This window comes from Burkholderia sp. SRS-W-2-2016, assembly GCF_001931485.1.
Classification (GTDB): Bacteria; Pseudomonadota; Gammaproteobacteria; order Burkholderiales; family Burkholderiaceae; genus Paraburkholderia.
The window spans coordinates 163,033-179,935 of sequence record NZ_MSDV01000046.1 but is presented as its reverse complement, the minus strand read 5'-3'; the positions used below and the strand labels follow the sequence as shown (position 1 = coordinate 179,935).

Below are 16,903 nucleotides of genomic sequence, written 5' to 3'. Positions count from 1 at the left end.
CTCGCGCGCTTAGCCCTTCGACAGCGCCTTCAGCGCAAGCTTGATGCCCTCGGACACGCCGGTGCCGGCCGGCACGTTCTTGATCGCGGCGAGCCCTTCCTTCTCCGAATAGCCGAGCGCGAGCAGCGCATTGAGGATGTCGGATGCGTGATCGGACGGCGACGCGGCGCCCGCCAGCGCGCCGAGGTCGGCGCCGAGTTTGCCCTTCAGTTCGAGCAGCAGCCGCTCGGCGGTTTTCTTGCCGATGCCGGGCACGCGCGTGAGGCGCGCGGCGTCCTGCATCGTCACGGTCTGCGCGAGTTCGGCGACGCTCATGCCGGACAGCACCGCGAGCGCCATCCGCGCGCCGATGCCGGAAATTTTCAGCAGCTCGCGGAAGGTCGAGCGCTCCTGCGCGGTGCCGAAGCCGTACAGCAGATGCGCGTCCTCGCGCACGATCATCTGCGTGAGCAGCACGATGCGCTCGCCGGTCGACGGCAGGTTGTAGAACGTGCTCATCGGCACGTCCACTTCATAGCCGACGCCGTTGCAGTCGACGAGCAGATGCGGCGGGTTTTTTTCCAGCAGAACGCCGGCGATGCGACCGATCATGGGGGATTGAGTATCGAGAGTCGTGGGGGAATGCGCGAGTGTAGCGTAGCGAATGGGCGGCGCGTATCGGCTGTTGCGGGCGATCTCGGCCTCAGCCCACCAAGCGCCCGCGCCGTACCCGCAGACCCTTCTTCGCGAGCGCCGGCGCGATGCCGCCGAGCGTGCTCAGTGTGCCGCCGCCATGCGCGTGGCAGATCGCCATGCCGAGCGCGTCGGCCGCGTCGGTGCCCGGCACACCCGACAGGTTCAGCAGCCGCACGACCATCTGCTGCATCTGTTCCTTGGTCGCGCGGCCGTAGCCGACCACTGCCTGCTTCAGTTGCAGCGCCGTGTATTCGGCGACCGGCACGCCGCCCGCGACCAACCCGCAGATCGCGGCGCCGCGCGCCTGGCCGAGCAGCAGCGTCGATTGCGGATTGACGTTGACGAAGACTTTTTCGATCGCCGCCTGATCCGGCGAGTGCTCGCGGACCAGTGTGGAGATGCCCGCGAAGATGGTGCCCAGCCGCGACGGCAGGTCGGCGTCGGCGGTGCGGATCACGCCGCTCGCGACGTAGCTCAGGGTATGGCCGTGTTGTTCGATCACGCCGAAGCCGGTCACGCGCAGGCCGGGGTCGATGCCGAGAATTCTCATGTAGTGCAGCGAATGCGATAAAAACCAGGTGCCTGCGATACTACAACGAACCCGGCGCGCGGCGGTCCGCTCAGCGCGTGAACGGCGGAATAAAAGCTGCTGGGCCTGCGTGTGAGGAGGTGAGCGAACGATGGAGCGCTATCGGAATCTGAGCGGCGAGTCGGGCATCGACGCGTATGAAATCGGCGCCGATTTCATCAAGGTGCGATTCCGGACTGGCGTCGTGTATTGGTACACAGAGGCGAGTGCCGGCGCGGCGCATATCGAGGAGCTAAAGCGTTTGGCGCGGCGGGGCAGGGGCCTTTCCACATACATCAGCCAGCATGCGGACGTGCGCGATGGTTATGCGCGGAAAGAGCCGGACGATTGAGCGCAGGCCGCGTCGCCACACAGCAGCGCCAAACCGAACGCACCAAAACAAACGGCCCGGTGGAAAAATCCACCGGGCCGTTTGTTCATCGGTCATGCCGGCAACCGCCGCGTCGGTTACACCGCGGCCGTCACCCGCAAACCCATATCAATGACGGAAGTGACGCACACCCGTCAGCACCATCGCGATGTTGTGCTCGTCGGCCGCGCTGACCACTTCGTCGTCGCGCATCGAGCCGCCCGGCTGGATCACGCAGGTCGCGCCCGCTGCGACCACCACGTCGAGACCGTCGCGGAACGGGAAGAACGCATCCGACGCGACTGCCGAACCGCTCAGCGTCAGACCGGCGTTCTGCGCCTTGATGCTGGCGATGCGCGCCGAGTCCACGCGGCTCATCTGACCCGCGCCGACGCCGAGCGTCATGCCGTTCGCGCAGAACACGATCGCGTTCGACTTCACGTACTTCGCGACACGCCATGCGAACAGCAGATCGTCCATTTCCTTCGGCGTCGGGTGACGCTTGGTGACGACGCGCAATTCGCGCGGCTGCACGTTCTTCGAATCGAGCGACTGCACCAGCAGGCCGCCGCCGACGCGTTTCAGATCGAACGCGTTATGGCCTTCGCCGAGCGCGATTTCGAGCAGACGCACGTTCTGCTTGGCCGCGAACACCTGACGCGCTTCGGCGCTGAACGACGGCGCGATCAGCACTTCGACGAACTGCTTCGCGACCGCTTGCGCAGCGGTTTCATCGACTTCGCGGTTGAACGCGATGATGCCGCCGAACGCCGAGGTCGGGTCGGTCTGGAACGCCTTCGAATACGCTTCGTGCGCGTTTGCGCCGATCGCGACGCCGCACGGATTCGCGTGCTTGACGATCACGCAGGCCGGCACGTCGAAGGTCTTCACGCATTCCCACGCCGCGTCGGAGTCGGCGATGTTGTTGTACGACAGTTCCTTGCCTTGCAGCTGGTTGTAGTTCGCGAGCGCGCCGGCCGGCACCGCCAGGTCGCGGTAGAACGCCGCGCTCTGGTGCGGGTTCTCGCCGTAGCGCAGGTCCTGGACCTTTTCGTACGCGACGTTCAGCGTGGCCGGATACTGGTTGCGCGACGCGTGCTGCAGCTCTTCGGTCAGGCTCGTCAGATAGTTCGTGATCGCGCCGTCGTACTGCGCGGTGTGCGCGTAGACCTTGGTCGCGAGACGGAAGTTGGTCTTGTACGAGACCGCATTGGCGTTCGCGCGCATTTCCTCGAGCACGACCGCGTAGTCAGCCGGGTCGACCACCACGGTCACGTCGCGATGATTCTTCGCGGCCGAGCGCAGCATCGTCGGGCCGCCGATGTCGATGTTCTCGATCGCGTCTTCCAGCGAGCACTCTTCCTTCGACACCGTCTGCACGAACGGGTACAGGTTCACGACCAGCAGGTCGATCGTCGGGATGTCGTGCTTTTCGAGCGCGGCCATGTGTTCCGGCAGATCGCGGCGCGCGAGAATACCGCCGTGCACCTTCGGATGCAGCGTTTTCACGCGGCCATCGAGCATTTCCGGGAAGCCGGTGTAGTCGGCCACTTCGGTGACGGACAGGCCCGCGTCCGCGAGCAGTTTCGCGGTACCGCCGGTCGACAGGATCTTGATGCCGAGGTCCGACAGCGATTTAGCGAAGTCGACGATGCCGGACTTGTCGGAGACGGAGATGAGCGCTTGCTTGATCATGATGAAGACGAAAAGCCGAAGGGGAAACGTGGCAGGAGCGCGAGGAAACTACAACGGGTTACAGCAAACCGTGCTGTTGCAGCTTCTTGCGCAGCGTATTGCGGTTGATGCCGAGATACTCGGCGGCCAGCGACTGGTTACCGCCGGCCTGCTCGAGCACCACTTCGAGCAAGGGTTTTTCCACGCATGAAATGACCATGTCGTAGACGTCGTGCGGATTGGAGCCGTCGAGATCCTGGAAATACACGTCCAGGCTGTCGCGGACAGATTGTTCGATGTTGTTCTTGCTCATGCTGCTAGTTTGTCGGTGTGGTCCTCGCCCTGCGTGTCGAGCCCGGGGGTGCCGGCTGATTCGTCGACATAGACGAGGCGGTCTGAGATCGCCTTTTGCGCGTCAAAGAACTCGTTGACGGCGAGGAGTTGTTCGCGCGTGGTGTCCAGCGTATTCATGCGATGCCGGAACAGGTTGGCGCCGGAAAGGCCGCGAGTGTACCAGCCGATGTGCTTGCGCGCAGTGCGCACGCCGGTAAATTCCCCGTAAAAAGCGTAGTGATCCTCTAGATGTTCGTTCATCACCTGCTGGATCTCGTCGATCCGCGGCGGCGGCAGCAACTCGCCGGTTTGCAGGAAATGCTCGATTTCACGGAACAGCCACGGCCGGCCCTGCGCGGCGCGGCCGATCATGATCGCGTCGGCGCCGGTCGCGGCGAGCACCTCGCGGGCTTTTTGCGGCGACGTGATGTCGCCGTTCGCGACGACCGGAATGCGGACCGCGGCTTTCACCGCGGCGATGGTCTCGTACTCGGCGTCGCCGTGATACAGGTCGGCGCGGGTCCGGCCGTGCACGGTCAGCATCGAGATGCCGGCCGCTTCGGCGAGGCGCGCGACGTTCAGCGCGTTTTTGTTCTCGCGATTCCAGCCAGTGCGGATTTTCAGCGTGACGGGCACCGCGTCCGGGCCGACGCCCACCGCGCCGACGACCGCCTCGACGATGCGCTGCACGAGCGGCTCGTTCTGCAGCAGCGCGGAGCCGGCCGCGACGTTGCAGACCTTCTTGGCCGGGCAGCCCATGTTGATGTCGATGATCTGCGCGCCGTTCGCGACGTTGTAGCGGGCGGCCTCGGCCATCATGACCGGATCGGCGCCGGCGATCTGCACCGCGATCGGCTCGACTTCGCCTTCGTGGTTCGCGCGCCGCATGGTCTTTTCGCTTTTCCACAACTGCGCGTTCGACGCGACCATTTCCGACACCGCATAGCCCGCGCCGAGCCGTTTGCACAGCTGACGGAACGGACGGTCGGTCACGCCGGCCATGGGGGCGACGAACAGGTTATTGCGCAGATTGTGGGAGCCGAGAGTGGGCATGACGTGAGCGCGCGGCGAAGACCGGCGAATGACAGTCGACGCAAACGCGAAATGCGAGGGAAAACCGCCATTTTAGCGTTAACGGGTAACGACGAGCCGGCAACTGCATCTCGTAACCCATTAAATCTTTTATGAAAGTCGCCGAATTCATAGAGCCGGCGCGCGCTGCGAACCGGCGCCGGGCCGCTGTGAAAAAGCCGGAGCGGGGGTGGGGGAGACGGTGAGTTGGACGGCCGGATCGCGGGCCCGCGCGGTGAATGTCGCGCGGGCGGCGGCGGGGCGCGCAGCGTCGTTAGCCTAGCGGCGCTGGCCGAACATCATCTGCCGCGCGAGCGCGGTTTTCAGCGGCGGCACGAATTCCAGCGCGGTCAGCGCGAGCCCGCGCAACACCGCGAGCGGCGGAAAGTCGACGGTAAAGAGACGCGCGAGCGTGTCGGTCGAGCTGATCGTCAGACGCCGGTCGAGCGCGCGGCGTTGCGCGAACGCGGCCAGCGCGAGCGAGGTCGGCCCTTCGGCGGACAGCGCGTCGGCGAGCGCATGCGCGTCGCGCAGACCCAGATTCAGCCCCTGGCCGGCGACCGGGTGCAGCGTCTGCGCCGCATTGCCGATCGCGACGATATGGCCGTTCACTTGGGTGTCGACCGCGTTGAGGCCGAGCGGGAACGACGCGCGGCCGGTGATGTGCGTAAAGCGCCCCATGCGGTCGCCGAACGCGGCGTCGAGTTCGCGCAGGAACTCCGCGTCGGACAGTTGCGCGCGGCGCGCGGCTTCGTCGGGCGAGCAGCACCAGACCAGCGCGTAGTCGGCGCTGCGCACGCCGCCCATCGGCAGCAGCGCGATCGGGCCTTGCGACGTGAAACGCTCCCACGCGACGTGCGGTTGCGGCGCGGACACGGTGACCGTGCCGACCAGCGCGGTCTGGCCGTAGTCGCGCGAGCCGGCGATCGCGGTGCGTGCGGACTTGCCGGCTTGAGCGGCTTCGCGGGCAGGCGGAGCGGCAGAGTTCGAGGCGGCGTCGGCAGCCGTGTGCTGACTTGCGCTTTGAACGTTGCTGTGGGTGCTGCTTCGGCTCGTGCCTTGGGCCGGGCGCTGCGCCGCGCTTCCAGTCGCACCTCCAGCCGCGCCGCGCGCCGCATCCTTGCCCGCGCCGCCGCCATGCTTCTGATCGCCGAACAGCCCGCCCTCGGCGTTCACCAGAATTCGCGTGCGCAGTTGCCGCGCGACGCCGGCCGTCTCGATCGGCAGCGTGACGCCGTCGCGCTCCTCGACCGGCGTGCCGGCCGACGTCGAGCGATACCAGTGGACCGGCGTCGCGCGCACCGCGTCGGCGAGGCCGTGCACGATCGCCCCGTAGCGCAGCACGTAGCCGAGCGCGGGCAGCCCATGCTCGCGATGGTCGATCAGCGTGCGGCCGAAGTGACCGCGCTGCGACACGTGGATGCGTTCGATCGCGGTCGCCTCGGCGGGCCAGCGCAGCGGCTCGAGGATCATCCGGCTGCCGTGCGACACCGCGATCGCGCGCGGATCGGCGATCGAGTCTTCCGGTTCGCGCGCGTCGACCAGCGCGATCTTCAGCTCGCGGGTCACGCTGCGGCGCGCGAGCCAGCCGGCCAGCGCGAGGCCGACCGGGCCGGCGCCGACGATCGTCACGTCGAAGTCGAACGCCTGGCGGGAGGCGGGCTTCAGGATCACCACTGCTTGAGAGTTCTGGTTCATCGCGGCTCAGGTCCTTGCCGGCTGGGCCGCTTGCATCAGCGCCTCGATTTCGTCGGCGGCCACCGGCACTTCGCGCGTGATCAGCTCGCAGCCGTTCGGCGTGACGATCGCGTCGTCCTCGATACGGATGCCGATATTCCAGTAGCGCTCGGGCACCCCCTCGGCCGGGCGGATGTACAGACCCGGCTCGATCGTCAGCGTCATCGATGCCTGCAGCGTGCGCCACGGCAGCACGCCGGCTTCGTCGCGCGGCGCGCCGCGTTCGCGGTAGTCGCCGCAATCGTGCACGTCCATGCCGAGCCAGTGACCGGTGCGGTGCATATAGAACGGTGCGTACGCGCGCTCGGCGATGACGTCCTCGACCGACGCGAATTTCTCGCGCGGCACGATCCCGGTGTCCAGCAGCCCCTGCGACAGCACTCGCAGCGCGGCCTGGTGCGGATCGTCGAAGCTCGCGCCGGCGCGGGTTGCGTCGATCGCCGCCTGCTGCGCGGCCAGCACGATGTCGTACAGCTCGCGCTGCGCGGGCGTGAAGCGGCCGCTCGCCGGGAACGTGCGGGTGATGTCGGACGCATAGCCGTCGAGTTCGCAGGCCGCGTCGATCAGGATCAGGTCGCCGTCGCGCGCGATCGCGTTGCCGGCCGGGTAGTGCAGCACGCACGCATTCGCGCCCGCCGCGACGATCGACGTATAGGCCGGCGCCTGCGCGCCGAACTTGCGGAACGTGTACAGCAGCTCGGCTTCGAGTTCGTATTCGCGGATGCCGGGCCGGCACGCGGCCATCGCGCGACGATGCGCGGCCGCCGAAATCTGGCCGGCGCGCCGCATGATCGCGAGTTCGTGGTCGTCCTTGACGAGCCGCATCTCGTCGAGCAGCGGCAGCAGGTCGCGCGCGGCGGCCGGCGCGGCGACGCCGCCGCGGCTTTGCGCGCGCACCGCGTCGAGCCAGCCGCGCACCTGTTCGTCGAGCCGCGCCGAGCTGCCGAGCGCGTAGTGCAGCGCCGGCTTGTCGGCGAGGATGCGCGGCAGCTGCGTGTCGAGTTCGGTGTACGGGTGCGTGGCGTCGAAGCCGAACGCATCGCGCGCGCCGTCGGGGCCGAAGCGGAAACCTTCCCACGTCTCGCGCTCGACGTTCTTCTCGCGGCAGAACAGGATCGACGCCGGCGCGCCGGGCGCGGCGCTGGCGTCCAGCACCAGCACCGCCTCGGGCTCGGTGAAGCCGGTCAGGTAGTAGAAGTAGCTGTCGTGGCGATACGGGTAGTCGGCGTCGCGGTTGCGCAGCGCTTCGGGCGCGGTCGGCACGATGGCGACGCCGCCGCCCGCCGCGCGCAGCGCGGCGAGAACGCGCTCGCGGCGCGTGCGGTAGACGTCGATGGCGATGGTGGGTTCGGTCGGCTGGTTCATCGTGCGATTGTAGCGCCGCGTTTCATCCGATCTCGCGCCGCACCGCGCGGTTTTGTGCGGATTCCGACCGTGCGGGCGCCGCGGGCATGTTGCAATCCGTCAACAAAGGGTCCGCGAGCGACTTGCAACATGCTTGCGGCGTGCTCGGGAAGGCCTTAGACCACTTATACTTTCGCCGGATTCAGAAAAAGGCAGATGGTCATGATGAAACTCATCGGTTCGCTCGGCAGCCCGTATGTGCGTAAAGCGCGGATCGTGCTCGCCGACAAGAGAATCGACTACGAACTGGTGCCCGAGAACGTGTGGGCGCCGGATACCCGGATTCATACCTTCAATCCGCTCGGCAAGGTGCCGTGCCTCGTGATGGAAGACGGCGAGGCCGTGTTCGATTCGCGGGTGATCTGCGAATACGTCGATACGCTGTCGCCGGTCGGCAAGCTGATTCCGGCGTCGGGGCGCGAGCGCGTCGAGGTGCGTTGCTGGGAAGCGCTCGCCGACGGCGTGCTCGACGCGGCGGTGCTGATCCGTCTGGAAGGCACCCAGCGCCCGACCGAGCACCGCAACGACGCGTGGCTCGCGCGCCAGCAGCGCAAGATCGATGAAGCGCTGGTCGCGATGTCGCAGGGCCTGGGCAGCAAGCCGTGGTGCGCGAGCAATCACTACACGCTCGCCGACATCGCGGTGGGCTGCGCGCTCGGCTATCTGGATTTCCGGATGCCGGAGCTGAACTGGCGCGACGCGCATCCGAATCTCGACAAGCATTTCCAGAAGCTGTCGCTGCGGCAGTCGTTTATCGATACGGTGCCGTCGAATTGAGGTGGCGGCTCCGGCCGGGTGATGGATGGCCCGGAGCGGAGTCGGGTGGTGGTGAACAGTTGAATGAAAAATGCGCCTGCAAAGTCAGGCGCATTTTTTTTTGCGGGTAGGGTCCGCGGGTGAGATTCCCGCGACGGGTTACTTCTTGCCGTTGCGCCGCCGCGCGAGCTTCGGCCCGAACGCAAAACCGAACGCGAGCAGCAGCACCGACACCGCCAGCACCGTGTTGTTGCCGCTCGTCACGTAAGGCGTGTTGCCGGTCGTGCCTTGCACGTTCACATCGAGCGAGCCGATCGTGTACGGCGTCAGACGGCCGATCACGCGGCCTTGCGCGTCGATCGCGGCGGTCATTCCGGTGTTGGTCGCGCGCAGCATCGGCCGGCCGGTTTCGAGCGAGCGCATCCGCGCGATCTGCAGATGCTGGTCGAGCGCGATCGTGTCGCCGAACCACGCGAGATTGGTCGAGTTGACCAGCACGCCGGCCGGGGTGGCGTTCTCGCGCAGCGTGCGGGCGATCTCCTCGCCGAAGATGTCCTCGTAGCAGATGTTCAGCGCGACGGGCTGGCTATGCACCATGAACGGCTTCTGCACCGGCGCGCCGCGGAAGAAGTCGCCGAGCGGAATGTTCATCAGATTGACGAACCAGCGAAAGCCCCACGGCACGAACTCGCCGAACGGCACCAGGTGGTGCTTGTCGTAGCGGTAGATTTCGTGCGAGTTGGGGGTGACGCCGAACAGGCTGTTCGTGTAGTCGACCACCCGGCCTTCGGGCGTGATCGTGCCGCCGATCGCGCCGAACAGCAGCGCGCTGCCGGTCGAATCCGAGAACTGGCGGATCGCCGCCGCGAAATTCGGCGGCAGTTGCTGCGCGAGCACCGGAATCGCGGTTTCCGGCGTGACGATCAGATCGGCCGGTTTCGCGGTGATCATCTGCTGGTATTCGTCGACGGCCGCGCGCAGGCCGGCTTCCTCGAACTTCATCTCCTGCTTGACGTTGCCTTGCAGCAGACGCACGGTGAGCGGCGCGTTGGCGGGTGCAGTCCATTGCACGAGCGGCAGCAGCAGGCCGATCGCCAGCAGCGCGAGCGCGACGGCGGCGGGGCCCGCGATCTGGGCGGGGCTGGCGGCGCGGGCCGGCGCGGCGCGATTGGCGGGGTTGTTGACGGTGGTGCTGGTGCTAGCGGCGGCGATTCCGTTGGCGCTAACGCCGCTGCCGCGCGCCCCGCCTGCCTCATCTGCGTGAGACGCAAGCCGCTGCGAGCGCGAACCCATTAGCGCCAGCAACGCCTGCACGATCAGCGCAGCCGTCAGCGCAACCATCCAGCCGACCCCATACACGCCGGCCACCGGCGCGAAGCCGGCGAGCGGACCGTCGACCTGCGCATAGCCGGTCGCGAGCCACGGAAAGCCGGTGAATACGGTGCCGCGCAGCCATTCGCCGATCGCCCACGCGCTCGCGAACGCCAGCGCGCCGTGCCAGCTTGGTGCGAACGGCGGGCGGTTGTCGTTTGCGCCGTTGCGCGCATGGCCCGCGCAGAACGACCAGATGCCCGCGGCGAGTGCCGGATAGAGCGCCAGATATAGCGAAAACAGCACCAGCGCCGCGCCGGCGAGCGGCGCCGGCATGCCGCCGTAGAAGTGCATGCTGACGTACAGCCACCACACGCCGGTCACGAAATTGCCGAAGCCGAACGCGCCGCCGGTCAGCGCCGCGCTTTTCCAGCCGGTGCTGCGCGTGAGCCATGCGAACAGGAATACGAAGATCGCCAGTTGCAGCCAGCCGCCGTGCGGCGTCGGCGCGAACGACAGCGTGTTGAGCGCGCCTGCGGCCAGTGCGACCAGATAGTGCCAGCGCGGCAGCGCGCGGCTGCGGACGGCGGCGTCGGTGCCGGGGGCACCGGTCGAGGAGGCTGCAGCGGGGTCGGGCGCGCCGCGGCGCGAACGGGAAGTGAGCGGGTCGGCCATTGTTGCGCGGTCGGCGTCGAAAGTTGAGAAACGGAAAGCGCGCACGAGCGCGCGGGAAGCGGAAAAACGGTGAGCCCGGCGGAAAAACAGCGACCAGGCGGGCTAGCAGCGAACCGCGCAGGTAAGCGGCGAACCAGGCGGGCAAGCAGCGAACTACATGGGCAAAGCGGGCCAAACAGACAAACGGGCCAGGCCGGCAAAGCCAGCAAAGACGGGCCGAAACGCGGACCGGCAACGCATCGCATCACACCGCAACGCGCGCAATCCGCGGCTCAGCCCGCGCTCCCACCTCAGGTCTGCACGTGCTGCGCGTCGCGCTCGCGCTGCCCCGCGAGCGGATCGCGGCGCACCAGCAGCATATGAATCTGGCGGGCGTCGCCGCGCAGAATCTCGAAGATCAGGTCGTCGAGGCGGACCTTCTCGCCGCGATGCGGAACCCGCCCGAAGTGATGCGTGACGAGCCCGCCGATCGTGTCGACTTCCTCGTCCGAGTAATGGGTGCCGAAGCTCTCGTTGAACTGCTCGATCTCGGTCAGCGCGCGCACCCGGAAACGTCCGTCCGGCGACGCGATGATGTTGCCGCTTTCCTCATCGAAATCGTATTCGTCCTCGATATCGCCGACGATCTGTTCGAGCACGTCTTCGATCGTGATCAGGCCCGCGACGCCGCCGTATTCGTCGACCACCACCGCGAGGTGATTGCGATTCACGCGGAAGTCGTGCAGCAGCACGTTCAGCCGCTTCGACTCGGGGATGAAGACCGCCGGGCGCAGCATCCCGCGCACGTCGAACTCTTCTTCCGCGTAGTAGCGCAGCAGGTCTTTGGCGAGCAGCACGCCGATGATGTTGTCGCGATTGCCCTCGTAGACCGGATAGCGCGAGTGCGCCTTTTCCAGCACGTACGGGATGAATTCGGCGGGATTGTCCGCGATGTTGATCGCGTCCATTTGCGCGCGCGGCACCATGATGTCGCGTGCGCTCAGTTCCGAGACCTGGAATACCCCTTCGATCATCGACAGCGAGTCGGCGTCGATCAGGTTGCGCTCGTGCGCGTCCTGCAGAATTTCCAGAAGTTCGGCGCGCGAGTCGGGCTCGGGCGAGATGAAGTCGGTCAGGCGTTCGAGCAGCGAGCGCTTTTCCTGCGGTTTGTCGAGTTGGCGTCCGGTGTGGCGTCGACTGGGATACGTGTCGTTCATGGTAGTGCGCCCGGCAAGACTGGGCGCGCTGTTACAGAGCGTTAAGAATACACCAGGCAGATGGCGGAACCGTGTCCCGCCGGGCCCGGCGATGAGTGAAGCCAGGGTGAAACCCAAGTGAAGCGGCCGCGCCGCGAGGGCGAGGCGTGGATCCATCCTAACCGATTACGCCCGGAAAATGCTTATCGGTAAAAACGCGCGGTCGCGCTAGGTGGTTCAGCGCACCAAACTCAGCGCGCCAAACCCTGAGCCGGCGCCAGCGCCTGTGCGCCGTCACCGCCTTGCGCTTCGCAGCGCGCCAGCAGCGCCTCGAGCGCGCGGTCCGGCATCCCGCTTTCGCGCAGCGCGTGGACGGTGCGGCTCACGTAATCGAGCGTCGTGCCGTAGCGGCCGCACGCGCAGCCGAGCACCGTGCGGATGATCTCGTCGCGCAGCTTGCCGGTGTAGCTCGGCACGTCGCGCCGCATCACGAACGCGAGCGCGTCGACGCGGCGGCCGTCGGCGAGCACGCACGGCAGCCACGCGGGCCGGTACGAACCCATCGGCATTTCGCGTCGCCACAGCGCTTCGAGATGCGGCATCGAACCCTCGGCGGCAAGCCGGAACGCCATCCCGGTGCAGGAGCCGCCGCGATCGAGCGCGAGTACGAGACCGGGTTGCTCGGGCGTGCCGCGATTGACCCGCGACCACAGATACAGCCCGCGATGATAGCCATGCACCTTCGAGCGCTGCGCCTCGACGGTCGGCAGGCCCGGGTTCCAGATCAGCGAGCCATAGCCGAACAGCCACAGGTCGCTCTTGCGGTCCCAGTCGCGCAGCGTGTAGTCGAGCGACGTGCGCAGTTCGTCGTCCGTCAGAAGCCGCGATTCGCCGAGTACCGGCGGGTAGTCCGGGCAACGTACGGGAGTGTCGGCTTCGGGGGACGGGGTGCTCACGGTGTTCGGTCGTGGATCGCGTGAAGGAGGGTGAGAAGGGGGAAGCCGCGGCTTTTATTGATAGGGATCCGGAAAGCCGAGTTTGCCGAGGATTTCGGTTTCGATCGCCTCCATCTCCTCGGCTTCCTCTTCGACCTCGTGGTCGTAGCCCTGCGCATGCAGCGCGCCGTGCACCAGCAGATGCGCGTAGTGCGCGACGAGCGGCTTGCCCTGCTCAGCGGCCTCTTTCTCGACCACCGGGCAGCACAGGATCAGATCGCCGGTCACCGGATCGTCTTCCGATTCCGCGTACGCGAAGGTCAGCACATTGGTCGCGTAGTCCTTGCCGCGGTAGGTGCGGTTCAGCGTGCGGCCTTCCTCGGCGTCGACGAAGCGCACCGTCAGCTCGCCGTCCGCGAACAGCGCCGCCTTGATCCAGCCGGCGACGGTCGCGCGCGGCAGCAGCGCCTTGTGTTCGGGCCACGCCTTGGCGGCGGGAAATTGCAGGTTCAACGTGAGTTTCGGGGCGCGGCTCATGCGGTTCGGGCGGGGCGTTCGGTTGGATGCGTCGGGGTGGGGCGTTTAGCGCGGATCGACCGGTGCCGACGGCTTCTGCGCATGCGCATCGTACGCCTCCACAATTCGCGCGACCAGCGGATGGCGCACCACGTCCGCGCTGGTGAAGCGCGTGAGCGCAATGCCGCGCACGTTCGCGAGCACCTGCTGGGCTTCGATCAGCCCGCTCTTCTGGCCGCGCGGCAGGTCGACCTGGGTCGTGTCGCCGGTGACCACCGCCTTCGAGCCGAAGCCGATCCGCGTGAGGAACATCTTCATCTGTTCGGGCGTGGTGTTCTGCGCCTCGTCGAGGATGATGAACGCGTGATTCAGCGTGCGGCCGCGCATGTACGCGAGCGGCGCGATTTCGATCATCTGCCGCTCGAACATCTTCGCGGTCTTGTCGAAGCCGAGCAGGTCGTACAGCGCGTCGTACAGCGGACGCAGATACGGATCGACCTTCTGCGCGAGATCGCCCGGCAGGAAGCCGAGCCGCTCGCCCGCTTCGACCGCCGGACGGGTCAGCACGATGCGCTTGACCTGATCGCGCTCTAACGCGTCGACCGCGCAGGCCACCGCGAGGTAGGTCTTGCCGGTGCCGGCCGGGCCGACGCCGAAGGTCACGTCGTGCGACACGATCTGCTTCAGGTATTCGCGCTGCGCCGGCGTGCGGCCGCGCAGGTCGGCGCGTCGCGTGTAGAGCTTCGGGCCGTATTCCTGCAGCTCGTCTTCGCTCGCGTTGATGTCGGCGGGCTGGTCGAACGGATGGTCGGGGTTGCCGGCGAAGCGCGGATCGGCGTCCTCGCCCCCGGTGCCGTTGCCATTGCCATTGCCGTTCGGCCGATGCCGCGCCGGATGCCGCACTTCGACCAGCGCGAGCTGGATGTCGTCGACCGACAACGGATCGCGCGCGTTGTTGTAGAAGTTTTCGAGCGCGGTGAGCGCCAGCTTCGCGCCGCGTCCGCGGATCGTGATGCGGTGGCCGCGGCGCTGCAGGGTCACGTCGAGCGCCTGCTCGATCTGCCGCAGATTTTCGTCGAGCGGTCCGCAGAGGTTGGCGAGCCGCGCGTTGTCTTCGTGCGGCGCGGTGAATTCCAGATGCTGCTGAGTGGTCTTCAAGGCGGGGAGTCGATCCTGTCGGTTGGCGGTACGCGCGGTGGCTTAGTGGGTGGTGGCCGCGTTGTCGTCGTGGACCATCACGAGTTCGCCGCGCAGCGAGTGCGGGTACGCGTGGACGATCTTCACGTCGACCATCTGGCCGATCAGCCGCGCATGCGAGGCGACCGGGGCCGGGAAATTGACCACGCGGTTGTTCTCGGTGCGGCCGGCGAGTTCGTTCGGGTCCTTGCGCGCCGGGCGCTCGACCAGAATCCGCTCGACCTTGCCGACCATCGCATTGCTGATGCGCTGCACGTTTTCTTCGATGGTTGCCTGCAGGTGTTGCAGACGTTTGAGCTTGACCTCGCGCGGCGTGTCGTCGTGCAGGTTCGCGGCCGGCGTGCCGGGGCGCGGGCTGTAGATGAACGAGAAGCTGGTGTCGTACTGCATCTCTTCGACGAGCGCCATCATCTTCGCGAAGTCGTCCTCGGTCTCGCCGGGGAAGCCGACGATCATGTCGGTCGACAGCGACAGGTCCGGGCGGATCGCGCGCAGGCGACGGATCACGGACTTGTATTCGAGCACCGTGTAGCCGCGCTTCATCGCCATCAGGATGCGGTCCGAGCCGTGCTGGACCGGCAGGTGCAGATGGCTGACGAGCTTGGGCACCTTCGCGTAGGTGTCGATCAGGCGCTGCGTGAATTCCTTCGGGTGCGACGTCGTGTAACGAATCCGTTCGATGCCCGGGATATCGGCGACGTATTCGATCAGCGTCGCGAAGTCGGCGATCTCGGCCGAACCGGAGGTCAGCGCGCCACGGAAAGCGTTGACGTTCTGGCCGAGCAGCGTGACTTCGCGCACGCCCTGGTCGGCGAGGCCGGCGATTTCGGTCAGCACGTCGTCGAGCGGACGCGACACTTCCTCGCCGCGGGTGTACGGCACCACGCAGTAGCTGCAGTACTTGCTGCAGCCTTCCATGATCGACACGAACGCGCTCGGGCCGTCGACGCGCGCCGGCGGCAGGTGATCGAACTTCTCGATTTCGGGGAACGTGATGTCGACCTGGGCGCGGCCGCTCGCGCGGCGCTGGTCGATCATCTGCGGCAGGCGGTGCAGCGTCTGCGGACCGAACACCAGATCGACGTACGGCGCGCGCGCGACGATCGACGCGCCTTCCTGGCTCGCCACACAACCGCCCACGCCGATAATCAGATTCGGATTCGCGTCTTTCAGCTCGCGCACGCGGCCGAGGTCGGAGAACACTTTCTCCTGGGCTTTTTCACGTACCGAGCAGGTGTTGAACAGGATCACGTCGGCGTCTTCCGGCGTGTCGGTCTTGACGAGTCCTTCAGCGGCACCGAGTACGTCGACCATCTTGTCGGAGTCGTACTCGTTCATCTGGCAGCCAAAGGTCTTTACATAAACTTTCTTGGTCATCGAATTTCGCCGGTCGCAGTGGTTAACCTGGGGGCGTCGTAAAAAGTGAAGAAGGGCCGCGGCACGGGCGGAGCGCGGCGCCTGAAGGCCGGTCCGCGTGCGTCTTTGCAGCGTAACTCGATATTATAGCCCTTCATGCAGCGGGGGTTTTGACCCTCGCGCCGCTCTCCGGAGCGTCCGGCGGCAGCCCCAGCAGCCGTTCCAGTTCGTCCGAAACCTGCGCGAAACGCTCGCTCAGAAAGTCCAGCAGCACCCGCACGCGCGGCGCCATGAAGCGGTTGCGGTGATACAGCGCGTGCAGTGGCGCATCGGGATAGCGCCATTCGGGCAGCAGGCTCTTCAGCCCGTCCGCGCGCAGATCCGACTCCACATCCCACATCGACTTGATCGCGATTCCGTAGCCGCGCAGCGCCCATTCGCGCGCGACCGCGCCGTCGTTGGTCTCGCGCGACGTGTCGAGCGGCACCGTGTAGTGCTGCACCTCGTCGCCGCGCGTGAAGCGCCATTCGTTGGCCGGCCCGGACGCGGTGCTCAGCACGATGCAATCGAACCTGGCCAGATCCTGCGGATCTTTCGGCTCGCCCTTGCGCGCGATGTAATCGGGCGACGCGCACAGCACGCGCCGGTTCGGCGCGAGCCAGCGGGCGACCAGCGAGCTGTCCTGCGGCACGCCGAAGCGGATCGCGAGGTCGATGTCCTCCTGCACCAGATTCGCGAGCGAATCCGACAGCGTCAGCGCGAACGTGACCTCCGGGTATAGCGCGTTGAAGTCGTCTAGCCAGTGCAGCAGCAGGTTGCGGCCGAAGTCCGAGGTCGTCGAGATCCGCACCTTGCCGCGCACCACGCCCTGGCCGGCTTGCAGCGCGGCTTCGGCGTCGTCGAGCGATTGCAGCGCCTGGCGGCAGCAGTTCAGGTACAGCCGGCCTTCGTCGGTGAGGCGCAACTGGCGGGTGGTGCGCTCGAACAGCCGCGCCTTCAGATTGGCTTCGAGTTTCGCGAGCCGCGCGCTCGCCGCGGCGGGCGTCAGCCCCATCTTGCGGCCCGCCGCCGACAGGCTGCCTTGCTGCGCCGCTTCGACGAAGAGGCGAATGTCGCCGAGATTGTCCATCGTTCGCTTTCAAACAGAATT

General features: G+C 66.8%; 16 protein-coding genes. 2 read left to right on the top strand and 14 right to left on the bottom strand.

Translation table 11 applies throughout. The annotated features are described in order from the left end of the window. Window positions 1-9 precede the first annotated feature (9 nt). Window positions 10-591 (bottom strand): Holliday junction branch migration protein RuvA, encoded by a 582-nt coding sequence (gene ruvA / locus BTH42_RS20515; RefSeq protein ID WP_075302771.1) that lies wholly within the window; start codon window positions 589-591, stop codon window positions 10-12. 91 nt (window positions 592-682) lie between these two features. Beyond that, the gene (gene ruvC, locus BTH42_RS20510) at window positions 683-1,225 is read right to left on the bottom strand and encodes a crossover junction endodeoxyribonuclease RuvC (protein WP_075302770.1); all 543 of its coding nucleotides are present in this window, start codon (window positions 1,223-1,225) and stop codon (window positions 683-685) included. A gap of 130 nt (window positions 1,226-1,355) precedes the next feature. Between ruvC and BTH42_RS20505 the strand changes: the two genes are divergently transcribed. Next, the gene (locus tag BTH42_RS20505) at window positions 1,356-1,595 is read left to right on the top strand and encodes a hypothetical protein (protein WP_075302768.1); all 240 of its coding nucleotides are present in this window, start codon (window positions 1,356-1,358) and stop codon (window positions 1,593-1,595) included. 147 nt (window positions 1,596-1,742) lie between these two features. On the opposite strand, the gene purH is transcribed toward BTH42_RS20505, so the two are convergent. The 5 genes from purH to BTH42_RS20480 form a co-directional block, all read right to left on the bottom strand. Then, the gene (purH, locus tag BTH42_RS20500; RefSeq protein ID WP_075302766.1) at window positions 1,743-3,308 is read right to left on the bottom strand and encodes a bifunctional phosphoribosylaminoimidazolecarboxamide formyltransferase/IMP cyclohydrolase; all 1,566 of its coding nucleotides are present in this window, start codon (window positions 3,306-3,308) and stop codon (window positions 1,743-1,745) included. 58 nt (window positions 3,309-3,366) lie between these two features. After that, window positions 3,367-3,600: a Fis family transcriptional regulator gene (locus tag BTH42_RS20495; protein WP_008919619.1), complete on the bottom strand. Its 234-nt coding sequence runs from the start codon at window positions 3,598-3,600 to the stop codon at window positions 3,367-3,369. Next, on the bottom strand, window positions 3,597-4,673 hold the full coding sequence (gene dusB / locus BTH42_RS20490) for a tRNA dihydrouridine synthase DusB (RefSeq protein ID WP_075302764.1): 1,077 nt from the start codon (window positions 4,671-4,673) through the stop codon (window positions 3,597-3,599). The genes BTH42_RS20495 and dusB overlap by 4 nt, the downstream gene beginning before the upstream one ends. A 297-nt stretch (window positions 4,674-4,970) precedes the next feature. Next, a complete protein-coding gene (locus BTH42_RS20485) occupies window positions 4,971-6,389 on the bottom strand; it encodes a UbiH/UbiF/VisC/COQ6 family ubiquinone biosynthesis hydroxylase (RefSeq protein ID WP_075302762.1) in 1,419 nt (472 codons plus the stop codon). A 6-nt stretch (window positions 6,390-6,395) separates the two neighbouring features. Next, window positions 6,396-7,793 carry an aminopeptidase P N-terminal domain-containing protein gene (locus BTH42_RS20480; RefSeq protein ID WP_075302760.1) on the bottom strand — a complete coding sequence of 466 codons (1,398 nt, stop codon included), beginning with the start codon at window positions 7,791-7,793 and terminating at the stop codon, window positions 6,396-6,398. A 195-nt stretch (window positions 7,794-7,988) separates the two neighbouring features. On the opposite strand from BTH42_RS20480, the gene BTH42_RS20475 reads away from it, so the two are divergent. Continuing rightward, complete coding sequence (locus BTH42_RS20475) at window positions 7,989-8,609, top strand: glutathione S-transferase N-terminal domain-containing protein (RefSeq protein WP_075302758.1); 621 nt, start codon at window positions 7,989-7,991, stop codon at window positions 8,607-8,609. Window positions 8,610-8,747: 138 nt separating this feature from the next. Here the strand turns inward: BTH42_RS20475 and lnt are convergent, their stop codons facing one another. The 7 genes from lnt to BTH42_RS20440 form a co-directional block, all read right to left on the bottom strand. Further along, window positions 8,748-10,574 (bottom strand): apolipoprotein N-acyltransferase, encoded by a 1,827-nt coding sequence (gene lnt, locus BTH42_RS20470; RefSeq protein ID WP_075302756.1) that lies wholly within the window; start codon window positions 10,572-10,574, stop codon window positions 8,748-8,750. A gap of 290 nt (window positions 10,575-10,864) precedes the next feature. Continuing rightward, complete coding sequence (locus BTH42_RS20465) at window positions 10,865-11,770, bottom strand: HlyC/CorC family transporter (protein WP_075302754.1); 906 nt, start codon at window positions 11,768-11,770, stop codon at window positions 10,865-10,867. Window positions 11,771-12,000: 230 nt separating this feature from the next. Beyond that, on the bottom strand, window positions 12,001-12,705 hold the full coding sequence (locus tag BTH42_RS20460; protein ID WP_075302752.1) for a gamma-glutamylcyclotransferase: 705 nt from the start codon (window positions 12,703-12,705) through the stop codon (window positions 12,001-12,003). Between the two features lie 54 nt (window positions 12,706-12,759). After that, window positions 12,760-13,221: an rRNA maturation RNase YbeY gene (gene ybeY, locus BTH42_RS20455; protein ID WP_075302750.1), complete on the bottom strand. Its 462-nt coding sequence runs from the start codon at window positions 13,219-13,221 to the stop codon at window positions 12,760-12,762. A gap of 45 nt (window positions 13,222-13,266) precedes the next feature. Beyond that, entirely contained in the window at window positions 13,267-14,358 is a 1,092-nt protein-coding gene (locus tag BTH42_RS20450) for a PhoH family protein (protein WP_075302748.1), read from the bottom strand. 42 nt (window positions 14,359-14,400) lie between these two features. Next, the gene (gene miaB / locus BTH42_RS20445; protein ID WP_075302746.1) at window positions 14,401-15,774 is read right to left on the bottom strand and encodes a tRNA (N6-isopentenyl adenosine(37)-C2)-methylthiotransferase MiaB; all 1,374 of its coding nucleotides are present in this window, start codon (window positions 15,772-15,774) and stop codon (window positions 14,401-14,403) included. A 133-nt stretch (window positions 15,775-15,907) separates the two neighbouring features. Continuing rightward, a complete protein-coding gene (locus BTH42_RS20440; RefSeq protein WP_075302744.1) occupies window positions 15,908-16,882 on the bottom strand; it encodes a LysR family transcriptional regulator in 975 nt (324 codons plus the stop codon). Window positions 16,883-16,903 lie beyond the last annotated feature (21 nt).

Bases quoted from the DNA above. Each gene is read 5' to 3' on its own strand.
- ruvA (WP_075302771.1), bottom strand. From the start codon at position 591: ATGATCGGTCGCATCGCCGGCGTTCTGCTGGAAAAAAACCCGCCGCAT.
- ruvC (WP_075302770.1), bottom strand. From the start codon at position 1,225: ATGAGAATTCTCGGCATCGACCCCGGCCTGCGCGTGACCGGCTTCGGC.
- BTH42_RS20505 (WP_075302768.1), top strand. From the start codon at position 1,356: ATGGAGCGCTATCGGAATCTGAGCGGCGAGTCGGGCATCGACGCGTAT.
- purH (WP_075302766.1), bottom strand. From the start codon at position 3,308: ATGATCAAGCAAGCGCTCATCTCCGTCTCCGACAAGTCCGGCATCGTC.
- BTH42_RS20495 (WP_008919619.1), bottom strand. From the start codon at position 3,600: ATGAGCAAGAACAACATCGAACAATCTGTCCGCGACAGCCTGGACGTG.
- dusB (WP_075302764.1), bottom strand. From the start codon at position 4,673: ATGCCCACTCTCGGCTCCCACAATCTGCGCAATAACCTGTTCGTCGCC.
- BTH42_RS20485 (WP_075302762.1), bottom strand. From the start codon at position 6,389: ATGAACCAGAACTCTCAAGCAGTGGTGATCCTGAAGCCCGCCTCCCGC.
- BTH42_RS20480 (WP_075302760.1), bottom strand. From the start codon at position 7,793: ATGAACCAGCCGACCGAACCCACCATCGCCATCGACGTCTACCGCACG.
- BTH42_RS20475 (WP_075302758.1), top strand. From the start codon at position 7,989: ATGGTCATGATGAAACTCATCGGTTCGCTCGGCAGCCCGTATGTGCGT.
- lnt (WP_075302756.1), bottom strand. From the start codon at position 10,574: ATGGCCGACCCGCTCACTTCCCGTTCGCGCCGCGGCGCGCCCGACCCC.
- BTH42_RS20465 (WP_075302754.1), bottom strand. From the start codon at position 11,770: ATGAACGACACGTATCCCAGTCGACGCCACACCGGACGCCAACTCGAC.
- ybeY (WP_075302750.1), bottom strand. From the start codon at position 13,221: ATGAGCCGCGCCCCGAAACTCACGTTGAACCTGCAATTTCCCGCCGCC.
- miaB (WP_075302746.1), bottom strand. From the start codon at position 15,774: ATGACCAAGAAAGTTTATGTAAAGACCTTTGGCTGCCAGATGAACGAG.
- BTH42_RS20440 (WP_075302744.1), bottom strand. From the start codon at position 16,882: ATGGACAATCTCGGCGACATTCGCCTCTTCGTCGAAGCGGCGCAGCAA.